This window comes from Rhizobium sp. No.120, from assembly GCF_054558365.1.
The window spans coordinates 52069-67913 of the sequence record NZ_BAAJNQ010000017.1 but is presented as its reverse complement, the minus strand read 5'-3'; the positions used below and the strand labels follow the sequence as shown (position 1 = coordinate 67913).

17 protein-coding genes and 1 tRNA gene are annotated in these 15845 nt (G+C 60.0%); 13 read left to right on the top strand and 5 right to left on the bottom strand.

What is annotated here, in order from left to right; translation table 11 throughout:
* Positions 1 to 61 precede the first annotated feature (61 nt).
* The 3 genes from ACYJRZ_RS28655 to ACYJRZ_RS28645 all read left to right on the top strand — a co-directional run bounded on the left by ACYJRZ_RS28655 (position 62) and on the right by ACYJRZ_RS28645 (position 3520).
* A complete protein-coding gene (locus tag ACYJRZ_RS28655) occupies positions 62 to 892 on the top strand; it encodes a MerR family transcriptional regulator (protein WP_459464429.1) in 831 nt (276 codons plus the stop codon).
* A gap of 82 nt (positions 893 to 974) precedes the next feature.
* The gene (locus tag ACYJRZ_RS28650; protein WP_459464427.1) at positions 975 to 1601 is read left to right on the top strand and encodes a ribonuclease D; all 627 of its coding nucleotides are present in this window, start codon (positions 975 to 977) and stop codon (positions 1599 to 1601) included.
* Between the two features lie 239 nt (positions 1602 to 1840).
* Complete coding sequence (locus tag ACYJRZ_RS28645; protein WP_459464425.1) at positions 1841 to 3520, top strand: hypothetical protein; 1680 nt, start codon at positions 1841 to 1843, stop codon at positions 3518 to 3520.
* A gap of 103 nt (positions 3521 to 3623) precedes the next feature.
* Here the strand turns inward: ACYJRZ_RS28645 and rpsA are convergent, their stop codons facing one another.
* Both rpsA and cmk read right to left on the bottom strand, forming a co-directional pair.
* Positions 3624 to 5327, bottom strand: coding sequence for a 30S ribosomal protein S1 (gene rpsA / locus ACYJRZ_RS28640; protein ID WP_092720370.1), 1704 nt, complete (start codon positions 5325 to 5327; stop codon positions 3624 to 3626).
* Positions 5328 to 5507: 180 nt separating this feature from the next.
* Entirely contained in the window at positions 5508 to 6140 is a 633-nt protein-coding gene (gene cmk / locus ACYJRZ_RS28635) for a (d)CMP kinase (RefSeq protein ID WP_459464490.1), read from the bottom strand.
* Between the two features lie 486 nt (positions 6141 to 6626).
* Between cmk and ACYJRZ_RS28630 the strand changes: the two genes are divergently transcribed.
* The 5 genes from ACYJRZ_RS28630 (at position 6627) to ACYJRZ_RS28610 (ending at position 9352) form a co-directional block, all read left to right on the top strand.
* On the top strand, positions 6627 to 7007 hold the full coding sequence (locus ACYJRZ_RS28630; RefSeq protein ID WP_095436113.1) for a TIGR02300 family protein: 381 nt from the start codon (positions 6627 to 6629) through the stop codon (positions 7005 to 7007).
* A gap of 151 nt (positions 7008 to 7158) precedes the next feature.
* Positions 7159 to 7234 (top strand) — tRNA-Ala (locus ACYJRZ_RS28625).
* Positions 7235 to 7436: 202 nt separating this feature from the next.
* Positions 7437 to 7637, top strand: coding sequence for a GIY-YIG nuclease family protein (locus tag ACYJRZ_RS28620; protein WP_459464488.1), 201 nt, complete (start codon positions 7437 to 7439; stop codon positions 7635 to 7637).
* Between the two features lie 129 nt (positions 7638 to 7766).
* Positions 7767 to 8483 (top strand): YoaK family protein, encoded by a 717-nt coding sequence (locus tag ACYJRZ_RS28615; protein WP_459464423.1) that lies wholly within the window; start codon positions 7767 to 7769, stop codon positions 8481 to 8483.
* A gap of 77 nt (positions 8484 to 8560) precedes the next feature.
* Positions 8561 to 9352 (top strand): YdcF family protein, encoded by a 792-nt coding sequence (locus ACYJRZ_RS28610; protein WP_459464421.1) that lies wholly within the window; start codon positions 8561 to 8563, stop codon positions 9350 to 9352.
* Between the two features lie 40 nt (positions 9353 to 9392).
* On the opposite strand, the gene ACYJRZ_RS28605 is transcribed toward ACYJRZ_RS28610, so the two are convergent.
* On the bottom strand, positions 9393 to 9872 hold the full coding sequence (locus ACYJRZ_RS28605) for a hypothetical protein (RefSeq protein WP_459464419.1): 480 nt from the start codon (positions 9870 to 9872) through the stop codon (positions 9393 to 9395).
* A 140-nt stretch (positions 9873 to 10012) separates the two neighbouring features.
* Between ACYJRZ_RS28605 and ACYJRZ_RS28600 the strand changes: the two genes are divergently transcribed.
* On the top strand, positions 10013 to 10648 hold the full coding sequence (locus tag ACYJRZ_RS28600; protein WP_459464417.1) for a trimeric intracellular cation channel family protein: 636 nt from the start codon (positions 10013 to 10015) through the stop codon (positions 10646 to 10648).
* A 39-nt stretch (positions 10649 to 10687) separates the two neighbouring features.
* Here the strand turns inward: ACYJRZ_RS28600 and irrA are convergent, their stop codons facing one another.
* Positions 10688 to 11110, bottom strand: a complete 423-nt coding sequence (gene irrA, locus ACYJRZ_RS28595) for an iron response transcriptional regulator IrrA (protein ID WP_112338881.1) — start codon at positions 11108 to 11110, stop codon at positions 10688 to 10690.
* Between the two features lie 297 nt (positions 11111 to 11407).
* On the opposite strand from irrA, the gene fabA reads away from it, so the two are divergent.
* From fabA to ACYJRZ_RS28575, 4 genes are all read left to right on the top strand, one after another.
* Positions 11408 to 11923: a 3-hydroxyacyl-[acyl-carrier-protein] dehydratase FabA gene (gene fabA / locus ACYJRZ_RS28590; protein ID WP_106996153.1), complete on the top strand. Its 516-nt coding sequence runs from the start codon at positions 11408 to 11410 to the stop codon at positions 11921 to 11923.
* A gap of 53 nt (positions 11924 to 11976) precedes the next feature.
* Complete coding sequence (gene fabB / locus ACYJRZ_RS28585) at positions 11977 to 13200, top strand: beta-ketoacyl-ACP synthase I (RefSeq protein WP_459464415.1); 1224 nt, start codon at positions 11977 to 11979, stop codon at positions 13198 to 13200.
* Between the two features lie 4 nt (positions 13201 to 13204).
* Positions 13205 to 14011, top strand: coding sequence for an enoyl-ACP reductase FabI (fabI, locus tag ACYJRZ_RS28580; RefSeq protein ID WP_459464413.1), 807 nt, complete (start codon positions 13205 to 13207; stop codon positions 14009 to 14011).
* A 77-nt stretch (positions 14012 to 14088) separates the two neighbouring features.
* Entirely contained in the window at positions 14089 to 14670 is a 582-nt protein-coding gene (locus ACYJRZ_RS28575; RefSeq protein WP_459464411.1) for a GNAT family N-acetyltransferase, read from the top strand.
* 41 nt (positions 14671 to 14711) lie between these two features.
* Here ACYJRZ_RS28575 and ACYJRZ_RS28570 read toward each other — a convergent pair whose 3' ends face one another.
* Complete coding sequence (locus ACYJRZ_RS28570; RefSeq protein ID WP_459464409.1) at positions 14712 to 15728, bottom strand: class I SAM-dependent methyltransferase; 1017 nt, start codon at positions 15726 to 15728, stop codon at positions 14712 to 14714.
* Positions 15729 to 15845 lie beyond the last annotated feature (117 nt).

Sequence of the window (15845 nt, the reverse complement as noted above, 5' to 3'; positions counted from 1 at the left end):
GCGCTAAGTCGCATCATCCGTGCTAAACGGATCGAAAAAGGAAAATCAGGGATATTGGCAAATGAGCAGCATCGAGCCGGAGCGATATCCGGTGCGCTATAAGGTGGCGGAAGCGGCGCGTCTTGCCGGCGTATCGGCTTCCACGCTGCGGTTATGGGAAAGCCAGGGGCTTGTCGTCCCCTTCCGCTCAGAGACTGGGCACCGTCAGTATAGCGCAGAAGACGTGGCGCGGCTGAAGCGCATTGCATGGTTTCGGGCGGAGCGCGGTCTCAATCCGGCTGCCATTCGCGAGGCACTGGAGATGGAAGAGGGTGGCCCGGCTAGCCTGGAGAATGGCGAGCAACCGGCCTCCTCGGATATCGGCCGCAGGCTCCGGTCGCTGCGCCATGCCGCCGGCAAGACGCTGGAGCAGGTTTCCGCCGACATGGGCATGACGTCGTCGACGCTCTCGACCCTGGAACGCACCTCGCAGGGTGTCAGCTTCAAGACGCTGCATGACCTCGCGGAATACTACGGAACCACGGTGTCGCGCCTTTCGGGCGAGGAGCGCGAAGATGCTTCCGTGCTCGTCCGATCCGGCGAATGGCGTGCCTGGCCGGCAACGACACCGGGCGTCACCGTCCAGCTGCTCGCCGAAGGCAGGACGATGATGGATTGCCATCGTTTCGTGCTCGCGCCTGGCGCGACGAGCGAAGGCGCCTATCGACACGAGGGAGAGGAATTCATCCACGTTCTCGCCGGTCGCCTGGAGCTGGTGCTCGACAGCGATCAATTCTTCGATCTCCTGCCGGGTGATTCCCTTTATTTCGAAAGTCGCCGTTATCATTCCTGGCGCAACCGCCATGATGGTGAGACCATATTGCTCTGGATCAATACGCCGCCGACATTTTGACCGGGCCGGTATGGTTCTCATCTTCTCCGTTATATAGAACGGACGAAACGCGAATTCAGAAGGACAGAGCCGGGAGAATCTCATGGCTGCCACCATCCGCTATCACGAAGGCGATATTTCCACTGAGGATGCCGCCCGCTATACCGGCGCCATTGCCATCGATACCGAAACCCTCGGCCTCGTTCCGCGCCGTGACCGACTTTGCCTCGTGCAGCTTTCGCCCGGCGATGGAACGGCCGATATCATCCGCATCGCCGCCGGCCAGAAGCAGGCGCCCAATCTCGTTACCATGCTCGCCGATCCTGCGCGTCAGAAGATCTTTCATTACGGCCGCTTCGACATCGCCGTCCTCTTTCATACGTTCGGTGTCACCACGACGCCGGTCTTCTGCACCAAGATCGCCTCTCGCCTCTGCCGTACCTATACCGACCGTCACGGCCTGAAGGACAATCTCAAGGAGATGCTCGAGGTCGATATCTCCAAAGCCCAGCAATCGTCGGACTGGGCGGCGGAAACGCTGTCGCCGGCACAGCTCGAATATGCCGCCTCGGACGTGCTTTATCTCCACGCGCTGCGCGAGAAGCTGACGCAGCGCCTGCTGCGCGACGGTCGAATGGACTATGCCGATGATTGCTTCGCCTTCCTTCCTACCCGAGCCAAGCTCGACCTCCTTGGCTGGGAAGAGGCGGATATCTTCGCGCATAGCTAATCGCTTCGCTTGCAGGGCGAAATCCAAGAGGCCGGTGTCGTGGAAGTGGCGCCGGCCCTTTTATTTAGTGATCTGTTAAGGACTAGACTGCTATTTTGCGGGAGATTTCCAGTTCTGCGCGTTCGCGCCTCGCCAATTCGGTCATTCGGCGCTAGGAAATCCACAGGCCGCATGAGCGGACCTCGATTAAACCTGCTTCCCCACCTCCATCGTCGCCTTGCCAGACAAAGGAGCATGTCATGTTGCTTCCCGTTGGTGCCGTGTCCCCTGTGGGTGTGTCCGTTGAGAAGCCGATTGCTGCGACGGCTGAAACCTCCGGGCTTCAGACGACGGCGACGCCGGTCGCCGTTCTGTCGAGTGCGGTCAATGCCAGCGTCGAGGGCAAGCTGAACATGCTGCTGGTCGCGGCTCGCGAACGTATGCTCGACAGCCTGCTCTCCGCGATCGATGCTGCCAGCAAGGCGGTGAATGTTTCCCGTGAGCCGGGTGAAAGCAATACCGCCTATGCGCAGCGCGTTGCCGCTGCAATCCGCAGCCTGACGCCGCCGCAACTCGCCGCCGCGCAGCAGCGGATGGACGCGCAGATGAGGACGCCGGTCCCCTTGCCGCTTCTGGCAGCGGCATTGGAGAATCCGGAAAGCCCGCAGGCGGTGCAGCTGGCCCTCAGCTTGGAGCAGGCGTCGGTCGCCCAGCCGGATGCTGTGCTGAAAGCGGTCGTCAATTCCTATGGCCAGAATGCCGGCGAAGCGCGAACGCCAGCGTCCCAAGCACCTGTATCAGCCCCGATGCAGAAGGCGGCCGATCTGGCCGCGCTGTCAACGGCGCTTGCCGCTGCCGCAGAAGAACCGGCTTCAGCCATATCGACATCTGCGCCTCCGGCGACTACACCAGCGACGACTCAGTCTGCCGCACAGCCAGGACCCGCGACACAGCCGACGCCGCAATCGGGCATTTCCGTACAATCTCAATCCGCGCCGGCTGTTGCCCAGACCGCTCAAGCGCAGACGGTTGCACAAAACGGTACCGCGGCTGCCCCGCAAATCGCGCCTGCCGGCAGCACTGCTGCTGCGGCTGCCACTGCCCAGCCTTCCGCGCTCGCTTCCCTTGTCGATGATTTGACTGCGAGCGTGCTGCTGACCGCGCTCGCCGCCGAAGCCGAGCTCCCGACCGAAGTCGCGCTGATTCGGTCGCCGCTAACGCCGCCGCCAGTGCCGCGCGTTATCCAGCAGATAGAAGCCGATATCAAACAGGGCCTGCAGGTCGTCATCAGTCCGCCCGTGATGGAGACCAATACCGACCTTCTGCAGATTATCAACAATCCCACGTCTTCCGTCGAGAAGATCATCGCCCAGGCGCTGACCGGCAATACCGCGGCGCAGGCATCGTCGACGCAGCCGCCGGCCGTCAATGAAGGTGCCAAGAGCCCGGTCGCAGCGGTGGCCATGCCGGTGTCATTGGCGGTACAGCCTGAAGCGCCTGCTGCTGCCTCACTCTCTTCCGGCAAGCTGGCATTGCAGGCACCGTCCGCCGTGTCGATTGCAGCCTATGAGGCCGCGGAGCAGACGGTAATGCCGGCTCCCCTCCCGTTCGGCGTTCCCTTCGTCGTGGCGAATTATCTGCCGGTCGACACTCCCGATAAGAACAGCGAATCGAAATTGCTCGATCGCGTCGATCCCATCGGCGATGAGGAGAGCGGGCAAACTCAGGACGAGGAGAACCCGCAAGGTCAGGATGAAGAGCAGGCCCAAGCGGAGGAGCCACCGATGCAGGCAGCAGAGGAGGCATCCGACGAAGCGGAATCAACCGCACTGCCAAGCGATCGTATCCGGCCGGAGCTCGCTGCCCTGCCGCAGCCTCTGCGTGACCCGCTGCACGACCATGCCTTCGATTTCTATCGGCGCATGGTGACCTGGGAATAGGCGACCTCGCAACGGACAGGTGGCACGGGCAACCGCGTGGTGGACAAAGAAAAACCCGCCGGAGCGATCCGGCGGGTCTTTTGTTCCAGGCTTCTACCGAAAATTATTCGGCGTTGCGGTTCTTCAGAGCCGCACCCAGGATGTCGCCAAGCGAAGCGCCCGAGTCGGAAGAACCGAACTGAGCAACGGCTTCCTTCTCTTCTGCGATTTCCAGAGCCTTGATGGACAGCATGATCTTGCGGTCCTTCTTGGAGAAGTTGGTGACGCGGGCGTCGACAACCTGACCAACCGAGAAACGCTCCGGACGCTGTTCGTCACGGTCACGCGACAGATCGGCGCGGCGGATGAACGAGGTGATGTCTTCGTGGTTGACGAGCTTCACTTCGATGCCGCCGTCGTTGACTGCGATGACTTCGCAGGAAACGACTGCATTCTTGCGCAGGTCGCCGGAAGCGGCTGCTTCGCCGACCGCATCCTTGCCGAGCTGCTTGATGCCGAGCGAAATGCGTTCCTTCTCGACGTCGACGTCGAGAACGACAGCCTTGACGACGTCACCCTTGTTGTACTCTTCGATGACCTGCTCGCCCGGACGGTTCCAGTCGAGGTCGGAGAGGTGAACCATGCCGTCCACATCGCCGTCGAGGCCGATGAACAGGCCGAATTCGGTCTTGTTCTTGACTTCGCCTTCGACTTCGGTGCCAGCCGGATGGTTGCGGGCGAATGCTGCCCACGGGTTTTCCAGCGTCTGCTTCAGGCCGAGAGAGATACGACGCTTGGTCGGATCGACTTCGAGAACGACGACTTCGACTTCCTGGCTCGTGGACAGGATCTTGCCGGGGTGAACGTTCTTCTTGGTCCAGGACATTTCCGAGATGTGGATCAGGCCTTCGATGCCCGGCTCCAGCTCGACGAACGCACCGTAGTCGGTGATGTTCGTGACGGTACCCGAGATCTTCTTGCCTTCCGGATACTTGGCCTGGATGCCATCCCACGGATCGCTCTCGAGCTGCTTCATGCCGAGCGAGATACGGTGGGTTTCCTGGTTGATGCGGATGATCTGTACCTTGACCTGCTGGCCGATGGACAGGATTTCCGACGGATGGTTCACACGGCGCCATGCCATGTCGGTGACGTGCAGCAGGCCGTCGATGCCGCCGAGGTCAACGAACGCACCGTAATCGGTGATGTTCTTGACGACGCCGTCAACAACCTGGCCTTCTTCGAGGTTCTGAACGATTTCAGAACGCTGTTCGGCACGGGACTCTTCCAGAACCGTACGACGCGAAACGACGATGTTGCCGCGGCGCTTGTCCATCTTGAGGATTTCGAAGGGCTGCGGGTTGTGCATCAGCGGGGTCACGTCGCGGATCGGACGGATGTCGACCTGCGAACGCGGCAGGAAGGCGATAGCGCCGTCGAGATCGACGGTGAAGCCACCCTTGACCTGGTTGAAGATGACGCCTTCAACGCGCTCGCCAGCTTCGAACTTGGCTTCGAGCTTGATCCAGCTTTCTTCGCGGCGAGCCTTTTCGCGCGACAGAACGGCTTCGCCAAGCGCGTTTTCAATACGCTCGACATAGACTTCGACTTCATCGCCAACCTTGAGCGTGCCGTCCTTGGCGCGTGCACCGAATTCCTTCAGCGCGATGCGGCCTTCGACCTTGAGGCCGACGTCTACAACGGCGACATCCTTTTCGATGGCGGTGATGATGCCCTTGGTGACGTAGCCTTCAGCCAGATCGTTCTTGGCAAAGGATTCTTCGAGAAGGGCCGCGAAATCTTCGCGAGAGGGGGAAGTTACAGACATAAAATCTCCTGGCGTGTCCTTATTATGCAATCTGGACACTGACGCGCCGGTGGTTCGCGTTGAACAGGCCTGACCCCAGTCCGCCTCCCTTTGGGAAGCTATCCGGCGCTTGGACGGAATGTCAGGCTATCTTGAAATCGGCGGTTTCCGGCGCAAGGCACGCAAGACCGCTCAAAATTTTCAGGCATTTCGGCTCAGAGCGGCATCGATGATCGATTTTGCCGTCTGAAACGCCGCTTCTATACTCATTTCTGAGGTATCTAGCAAGTACGCGTCTTCAGCTGGTTTCAAGGGGCTGTCTGTGCGGCCCATATCGCGCTCGTCGCGCCGTTTCACATCCTCGAAAATGGCGCCGTAATCGGCAATGCCGCCGGCGTCGACGATTTCCTCGTAGCGCCGCTTGGCCCGGACTTCGGCCGAAGCCGTCACATAAAGTTTTATTGGCGCATCGGGGCAGACCACGGTTCCGATATCGCGACCGTCGAGCACCGCGCCCGGCTTCTTTTCGGAAAAGCGCCGCTGCGCTTCGACCAGAGCCCTGCGCACGGCCGGCATGACGGCGATCTTCGATGCGGCCTCGCCGATCTCGTGCCGGGATAGAATGGTCCGGTCGAGCCCGGCCAGATCGACCTTGCGCGCCATTCCTTCGGCAATCGCTTCGTCGTCGAGTGGCAGTCCCGCATCGAGCAGTGCCTTGGCGGTCGCGCGGTAGGTGAGGCCGGTATCGAGGTGATGATAGCCATAGGCCTCGGCGATCCGGCGTGCCAGAGTTCCCTTGCCGGCAGCCGCTGGTCCGTCGATGGCGATGATCATGTCTTCTTCCGTCCCTACCCGGTCTTTCGTGATTTGCTGTAGCGACGCACCCGATCGGCCATTTCCGCGGCCTCCAAGCGATCGATCGCCGAAAGCCTTCTGCCACGCCCTGTCGCTCAGCAGCGGCCGGTTCTGGCTCACCTTCCATTTGCCGTCAATCGTCTCGATGTCGATTTCGATGCCGACGATACCTTTCATCAGCGTCGCGATGTAGTCCGGCGGCATATTTTTTCACTGTCCATGGCTCGGCGCGCCCGGGGGCAGTGCCTATTTCCGGGTGAGCATTCCCTTGCCGCCCTCCGGCATCGCACAGCCCTTCGGCAAAGGCCGGTTGCTCATTATACTAAACCCCATGCAAAGCGGCATGAACTTTAGCTTTGACAGAAACGGCCGCAACGATTAAGGGGACCGGCTGATATTTCCCTTAAAACGCCGGCTTCCCCGGCATTGCCGAATTTCCATTCGGCCATTCATGAGGCTTTGACAGTGGCGAAAGCGGAACTTGGAACAAAACGTACCGACCCAGATACCGGCAAGAAGTTCTATGACCTGAACCGGGATCCGGTGGTCTCGCCCTATACCGGCAAGTCCTGGCCCTTGTCCTTCTTCGAAGAAACCTCCGCTTCCAAGGAAGTTCCGGAAGAGGACGAAGTAGCCGAAGTCGATACCGAAAACACGGAAGTCGAACTGGTTTCGCTCGAGGATGCCGACGACGCTGCCGGCGGCGACGACATTCCGGATATCGGCGATGACGATGTCGAAATCGGCGACGATGACGACGATACCTTCCTCGAAGCCGACGAAGATGAAGACGATGACGACATGAGCGACATCATCGGCGTCACCGGCGACGAAGACGACGTCTGATCTGAAAGACAATCGGCCCGGTAAACGAAAAAATTTCCCGGGCCGAATTTTTCGGCTTGCTATCTGTGAAAACCACAAGTAATAAGCCGCCACCCCGACGGGCGAAGCGCTCGGAAGGGACCCAGGGCCGGTCAAACGGCACCATCTTGATGGGGCTATAGCTCAGCTGGGAGAGCGCTTGCATGGCATGCAAGAGGTCAGCGGTTCGATCCCGCTTAGCTCCACCACGCTTCGCCCTTACGGGCTTCGCGTGGCGCGGCCGCGGGAAGGCGTTAGGCTGAAGCAGTGCCCGGCAAAGCCCGCTGGGCGACGACGGGCTGAAATCTCCGAAAAACATTTCCCGATACAAAGACACGCTCCATTGCATGTAGAGTTTGCACGCGAATCACCGGATGCCAATTGATCGAGATGCGGATGTGATATGTTTACATCCTTCAAAGCGCAGATTTTCCCGACCAGCAATATACCGGATCGACTTCGGACCTTAGGCAGCGGCTTGCCGACCACAATGCTGGTAAATCGACCCACACCGCAAAGTTCATGCCGTGGGCTCTCCTCTGGTATTCTGCCTTTCCCGACAAATACCGAGCTCTTGAATTTGAGGCCTATCTGAAGTCTCATTCCGGCTGAGCATTTGCAAAGAAGCGGCTGCTCTAAATAACCCCGCCTATTTCAGCGTATCGATAATTTAATCCATTCTCCGCATTCGCCCAACTTCATGCTAGCTTCCCTTTCTCCTTAACCCACCCTGAATCGCCCATGACAAGACAGCGCCGCCGTCATCTCATCAAGACCCGTCGTACCGTGACGGGGCTTTTGCTTGTTGCATCCATTGCTTTCCTCGCCGGCATGACCGATGCGGTCGGGCTGATGCTGACGGGGAATTTCGTGTCCTTCATGACTGGGAACACGACGCGGGCGGCGATTGCGCTGGGGACGGGAGATTTCGGCCATGCGGCGGTGCTGTTTTCCGCCATTCTGACGTTCATTGCCGGCAATGCACTCGGCATCGTTATTGCCCACGCAGCGGAGCGGCGGGCTTTTGTCGTGCTCGCCTGCGTCAGCATCCTTCTGGCGGCGGCCGCAGGTTTTGCCGTGCCGTCTCTGATTCTCGTGCAGTTTTATCTCGTGGTGCTCGCCATGGGCATGGTCAACGCCACGGTCGAGCATATAGAAGGCCTGCCGATCGGCCTCACTTACGTTACCGGCGCGCTCTCGCGCTTCGGCCGCGGCATCGGCCGCTTTCTGCTCGGTGACCGGGATCTTGCCTGGAGGGTGCAGATTGTGCCCTGGAGCGGCATGATATCGGGCGCCACTATCGGCGCGCTTCTGGCCGGCTCCTTTGGCGCACACGCGCTCTGGCTGGTTTCGATGGTCGCGCTCGTACTCGCGCTTATCACTCTCTTTATCCCACGCCCGCTGCAGCGTCGCTTCGGCCAACGGCTGACGGTGGCGGCCCGGCAGAGCCGCGGATGAAATAGCCACATTGCGGCGCACAAAAATCTGCTAGGGAATAAAACGAATCGTTTTGCCGACAAGCGTAAGGATGTGCCGTGTTCGTTTTTTCGAAACTTGTCTGGATCTTCGGTCAGCCGCTGTCGCTGGCCTTTGTGTTTGTCCTGCTGGCATTCATCGCCGCTCTGCTGCGCTGGCGCGCGACCGTCATCACCTCGGCGCTCTTGTCGGCGCTGATCCTGTTCGTGTCGCTCTATACGACGGCCGGTGCCTATGTTGTTCAAACGCTGGAAGAGCGCTTTCCGCATCCCGCGGCCGATCCCGCCGATTTCAAATGCATGATCGTTCTCGGCGGCGCGACGCAGAACGAGGTGACGACGGTGCGGGGCGGCTACGAACTCGATTCGGCCGGCGATCGCCTGATCGAAGCGCTGCGTCTCGCGCAGAAATATCCGCAGGCGCGCATCGTGATCTCAGGTGGTGATGGTTCGATCGGCGGCACCTATGAGGGCGATGCCGTGATTTCCGAGCGCTTCTTCACCGCGCTCGGCATTCCAACAAGTCGCCTGGTTGAGGATAAGACCTCGCGCACGACCTTCGAAAATGCCGTTAACACGAAGCAGCTGCTCGCGCAGAACGGTCTTTCGGATTGCCTGTTGATCACTTCCGGCTTCCATATGCCGCGCTCGATGGGCATTTTTCGTAAGCAGGGTATCGATGTCGTCCCATGGCCAGTCGATTATCGCAGCACCGGCAAGGAAACGCTCGGCCTCGATTTCACCCAGCCCTCGCGCAATGCGCAGCTGCTGGCGACGGGATTGCGCGAATGGGTCGGTTTGGTCGGCTATTACGTCGTCGGCCGCACCTCGGCGCTGTATCCAGGGCCGTAATGACGTGTCCAGACCTTAACGATGCGATGCGCCGTGAAACCTATTTCTGCGAAATAGTAACGAATTTGGTACCGCGCACCCTGACGGTGATTTCGCAGACCGCTTCGCCATCCTTGCGGTCGCAGAAGCGCGGATGCATCTTCATGACCAGCACCATGTTGCCGAAGCGCTGGATGAAATCGTAGCCGTAAATTTTCGCCGTAGCGATCATCAGGTAGCCGCCTTCGGCCACCTGGACATAGAAATTGTAGGGGCAGCCTTCGTCCGTGCAGTAAGGTCCCTTTTCGCCCTTGCAGGTGATCTCGCCTTCATTGATGACGATATCCATCAGCTTGTCGTTGTTGATATCCTGTTGGGTGGCGAATTTGTCGCCGAAACTTACTTGTCCGTCGCAGCTCTTGGTGAAGTGGTCCTTTTCGAAGGCTACAGGGTCCTGCAGGATCGATTGCTGCGCCTCGGCCGCAACGGGCATGACCACGAGAGCGAAGAGGTTGAGGATTACGATCAGCAGGGATTTCACGGGGGATTCCTTTTCGAAGCGCCGTTGCGGTCACGATAACAGCCGCAGCCGCTGCGACATCTTTGCACGCGCCTGCTTGCGCGGCCCTTGCCGTCGTGATTCATTTCGGAAAAATCGCGGGCGTTCCGCTGGAGTTTTCGATGTCGCTTCTCTCGTTTCTTGATTATGCCGGCGTCGCCCTTTTTGCCGCAACCGGCGCGCTCGCCGCCTCGCGCAAGCAGCTCGATCTGATCGGCTTCCTGTTCCTGGCAGCCGTCACCGGCATCGGCGGCGGCACGCTTCGCGATATCGTCCTTGGTCGAGTACCGGTCTTCTGGGTGCTGAATCCGACCTATATTATTATCTGCGCCATGGTCGGCGTTCTGGTCTTCTTCACCGCGCACCTGTTCGAATCGCGCTATCGGTTGCTCATCTGGCTCGATGCCGTGGGGCTATCGGCCTACTGCGTAATGGGGGCGGCCAAGGGAATGGCGGCGACGGGCTCGCCCACCGTCGCCATCGTCACCGGCGCGCTGACCGCGACCTTCGGCGGCATCCTGCGCGATCTGCTTGCGAATGAACCTTCGGTCCTGCTGCGCCCAGAAATCTATGTGACGGCCTCAATCGTCGGCGCCGGCGTCTTCACCGCCGCCAATGCGACGATGCTGCCGCTTTATGCCTCCGCGGGGCTGGGCGTGACTGCCGCCTTTGCGGTGCGCGGCGGCGCGCTCTGGTTCGGCTGGACCTTTCCGACCTATCACCATAAGCCGGGCCGCCATCCGGATGATGTGATGTGACAGAGAATTTGCCGCAGATGAGCCGACGCAGCGCTATTCTTAGCGCTGCTGCTTGCGGCGCAGACGGATCACAACGTCGACATGGGCGATTTCCATGCCCTGCGGCGGTTCCGGAAGATTGTCGATCGTCAGATTGCTGATCGGAATATCCAGCACCTCGTTGTGGCCTTCCACGAAAAAGTGATGATGATCTGAGACGTTGGTGTCGAAATAGGTCTTGGTGCTTTCGACGGCGAGCACGCGGATCAGGCCGGCCTCAGTGAATTGGTGCAGGGTGTTGTAGACGGTCGCCAGCGAAACAGGAACGCCGGCGGCAACCGCCTCTTCGTGAAGCTCTTCCACGGTCAGATGGCGGTCGCCCTTGGCGAAAAGGAGGTCCCCCAGTGCGATCCGCTGCCTAGTCGGCCTTAGGCCCACATTGCGCAGCCTGGTTTCGATCGCGATTTCGGCATGTTCTGCCATTCAGGGACTCCGGATTCCTGATCTCTATAATTCTTTACTAAGCCATATAACTTTTGCCTTGATTGCTTTCAATAGTTTCAATGGGGTGGGAAGGTGCTCAAAAGCCGCAAAAAACGGGCTTTTGCCGCATTTGGCTCTGGTAGCGGCTCTGGCGTTCCTGTATGCGACCACCACATAATGGCTAGTGCCGTCGATCGAATAGATGAATGAGAGTCCAATGCTTGTGCTTCATTTTCTGTCCATCTTGCACTAAAGCTTCACATCCATCGGCATTCATGCGGGGGAAACGGAATTTTTATGACGACGAGACAATCCAGCTTCAATTATGAGGAAATCCTGGCCTGCGGCCGCGGCGAGCTGTTCGGCCCGGGCAATGCACAGCTTCCCCTGCCGCCGATGCTGATGGTCCATCGCATTACAGATATTTCCGAGACGGGCGGAGCTTTCGACAAGGGCTATATCCGCGCCGAATATGACGTGCGCCCCGATGACTGGTATTTCCCCTGCCATTTTGCCGGCAATCCGATCATGCCGGGCTGCCTCGGCCTCGACGGCATGTGGCAGCTGACCGGCTTCTTCCTCGGTTGGCTCGGCGAGCCTGGCCGCGGCATGGCGCTTTCGACAGGCGAAGTGAAGTTCAAGGGCATGGTTCGTCCGGATACGAAGCTTCTCGAATACGGCATCGACTTCAAGCGCGTCATGCGCGGCCGCCTCGTCCTCGGTACTGCCGACGGCTGGCTGAAGGCCGATGGCGAGACCATCTATCAGGCGACGGACCTGCGCGTGGGCCTGTCCAAGGACAAGGTTGCCTGAACTGCGGCCTCGCCGCCTCCACAAAGACAGATGTTTTAGAAAAGGTCATCGACATGAGACGGGTAGTTGTTACGGGTCTGGGTATTGTCTCTTCGATTGGAAACAATGCTCAAGAAGTGACCGCCTCGCTGCGCGACGCCAAATCCGGCATTTCCTTCTCCCCCGACTTTGCCGAGCATGGCTTCAAATGCCAGGTCTGGGGCGCGCCGAAAATCGATACGACCGACCTGGTGGATCGCCGCGCCATGCGTTTCCTGTCGCAGGGCGGCGCCTGGAACCATGTCGCCATGAAGCAGGCGATCGCCGATAGCGGCCTCGAGGAAAGCGATATCACCAACGAGCGCACCGGCATCATCATGGGCTCCGGCGGCCCATCGACGCGCACCCTGATTGAAGCTGCCGACATCACCCGCAAGAACAACAGCCCGAAGCGCATCGGCCCGTTTGCCGTGCCGAAGTCGATGTCGTCGACCGCCTCAGCCACGCTTGCGACCTGGTTCAAGATCCACGGCGTCAACTACTCCATCTCGTCGGCCTGCTCGACCTCGGCGCACTGCATCGGCAATGCCGCCGAAATGATCCAGTGGGGCAAGCAGGACGTCATGTTTGCCGGCGGCCATGAAGATCTTGACTGGACCATGTCGAACCTCTTCGACGCCATGGGCGCCATGTCGTCGGACTTCAACGAAAACCATCCGGAAACCGCCTCGCGCGCCTATGACGCCAAGCGTGACGGCTTCGTCATCGCCGGCGGCGCCGGCGTCCTGGTCCTGGAAGAGCTTGAGCATGCCAAGGCACGCGGCGCCAAGATCTATGCCGAAATCATCGGCTACGGCGCTACCTCGGACGGTTACGACATGGTCGCGCCGTCAGGCGAAGGCGCCGTGCGCTGCATGCGCCAGGCGCTGGCCACCGTGAAGGGCGATATCGACTACATCAACACCCACGGCACCTCGACGCCGGTGGGCGACAGCAAGGAAATCGGTGCGATCCGCGAAGTCTTCGGCGACAAGATCCCACCGGTCCAGTCGACCAAGTCGCTGACGGGCCATTCGCTCGGCGCAGCGGGCGTTCAGGAATCGATCTATTCGATCCTGATGATGCAGGAGCGCTTTATCGGCGAAAGCGCCCATATCACCGAACTCGATCCGGAATTTGAAGGCGTGCCGATCGTGCGCAAGCGTATCGACAACGCCAAGTTCGATATCGCTCTTTCGAACTCCTTCGGCTTCGGCGGCACCAACGCCACGCTCGTATTCCAGCGCTATAACGGATAAGGCAATGACGGGAATTATGCAGGGTAAGCGCGGCCTCATCATGGGCGTCGCAAACAACCATTCGATTGCCTGGGGTATTTCAAAGGCACTGGCCGCCGAAGGCGCTGAACTGGCTTTCACCTTTCAGGGCGAAGCGCTCGGCAAGCGCGTCAAGCCGCTCGCAGCCGAAGTCGGCTCGGATTTCCTACTGCCTTGCGATGTCGAGGATCTCGCTTCGGTCGATGCCGTCTTTGACGCCATCAAGGAGCGCTGGGGCAAGCTGGACTTCGTCGTCCACGCCATCGGCTTTTCCGACAAGAACGAACTGAAGGGGCTTTATGCCAACACCACGCGGGAGAATTTCACCCGTACGATGGTGATTTCCTGCTTCTCCTTCACCGAGGTCGCCAAGCGGGCCGCCGAACTGATGACGGAAGGCGGCAGCATGCTGACGCTGACCTATAACGGCTCGACGCGCGTGATCCCGAACTACAACGTCATGGGCGTCGCCAAGGCGGCGCTCGAGGCTTCCGTTCGCTATCTCGCTGCGGATTACGGCCCGCGCGGCATTCGCGTCAATGCCGTTTCCGCCGGCCCGATCCGCACGCTCGCCGGCGCCGGCATTTCCGACGCCCGTGCCATCCTGTCGTGGAACCAGCGCAACGCGCCGCTGCGCAAGTCCGTCACCATCGATCAGGTCGGCTCGTCGTCGCTCTACCTCCTGTCGGATCTGGCAGCAGGCGTCACCGGCGAAGTCCATTTTGTCGATGCTGGCTACAACATCACCTCGATGCCGACGCTGGAAACGCTGTCGAGCGCAGATACGGAATAAGCTCCCGATCTCAATCGTGTCCTCCCGGTTTTGGCCGGGAGGATCGAATTTCCGGATATCCTTCCAGAGGATTCCCGATGACGTCCATCGACGAAGCAGAACCTTTGGCATCGACCGACCGTCTTATCCTTCGCCGCTTTGTGCTGGAGGATTTTGCCGCCTATAGCGCCTATCGCTCCCTACCGGAAATCTATCGTTTCCTCTACCGCGACCCTCCTTCGCCTGAAGTGATGAGGGAGCGTTTCGATATCAGGCTGAATTCCCCTTTCTCCGAGGATGGAGATACGCTGCTATGCGCTGTCATTCGGCGGGAGGATGGTGCTTTGGTGGGCGATGTCAGCCTGACGTTTGCAAACAAGGCCGCACTTCAGGCCGAGCTCGGCTATACTTCCAACCCAGCCTATGCCAGGAAGGGCTATGCCACCGAGGCGGCGGAAGCCATGATTACCCTCGGCTTCGAAAAATTTGGCTTCCACCGGATCTTTGCACGGCTGGATGCGAAAAATGCCGGCTCAGTTGGCGTCGTCGAACGGCTCGGCCTGCGCCGCGAGGCGCTTCTGATCGAGAACGATCGCTTCAACGGCATATGGGGCGACGAATGCATCTACGCCGTGCTGAACCGCGAATGGGTCGCACGAGCGTCGAAACGAAGCTCCTGAGCCCATTCGAAAAATGGCGGCCATCTGACCGCCATGATCCCTCATTTCTTTGCCCAGAGCACCTTGTAGCGGGCATTGCGGCAGGTCTCGCCGAACTCCTTGAAGTATTCCGCCAGCACCGGCTCGTAGGGCAGGCCGCGATTGGCGACCAGCATCAGGCGGCCGCCGCTGCGCAGAGCCGAAGCAGCGGTCTTGATCATCGCCTGGCCGAGCGAGGGCTCGGCGGCATGGCCCTCATGGAAGGGCGGGTTCATGATGATCAGGTCGTATTTGTCCTTGACCGGCTCGCTCGCCAGATCGTGCCAGAAGAAGCGCTGGGCGACCTGCGGGCAGTGCGATAGCAGATTGGCACGTGCGGCCTCCAGAGAGCCGTAATGGGCCTCGTAGAGGTCGATGCGCTCGATCCGTGGCGATTTCGTTGCGAGCTCTACGGAGAGATAGCCCCAGCCGGCGCCGAAATCGGCGGCATCACCGGCAAAATCGGTCGGCAGGCGCGAGGCGAGAAGTTCCGAGCCGGCATCGATACGGTCATGTGAGAACATGCCGGGCGCCGTGGTGAAGCTGTCGTCGACCAGCGTCGCCGGCTTTGCGAGCTGCGCCGTCAAAAGCTTGATATCGGCAGGCCGCGCAAACCAGAAGGCCACGCCGTGATATTTCGGCATGTGCTCGATTTCGAGCCCGAAGGCCTCGATGCGCTTGCGCAGCGGCTGGATACCGTCTTCCTTGCCGCCGGCAACGACAATGAGGCCGCCTTCCTTTACGCGCGCCAGCGCTTCGGCGATATGATCCTCATTCTCGCCCTTGTGCTTGCCGCAGAGCACCAGCGCGCCGTCATAGCCTTCGCCTTCGACCTCCGGTGTCACGTTGATGCGCTGCGCCTGCAGCTGGCGAAAGAAGGGGCGGAAGCCCTGGACGGCGGAAAGCTCGGCAGTAAATCCCTCCGGCAGCGCAAAGCCGGCTTCGGCGCCGAGAAACAGGATGCGCTGACCCTCGCCGGGCGCTTCGATAGTGCCGGAGGCAAAGGGATGGAATAGGGTCTTCAGGGCATCGCGGCTCATGGGCGTGGTCTCGTCTTGAAAGGTGGACTTGAACCGTCAGATATCTGTGGCCTTATCGTATCTCGTGCTTACCCCTCACCTTAGCCCTCTCCCCGTTGGGACGGGGAGAGGGGACGA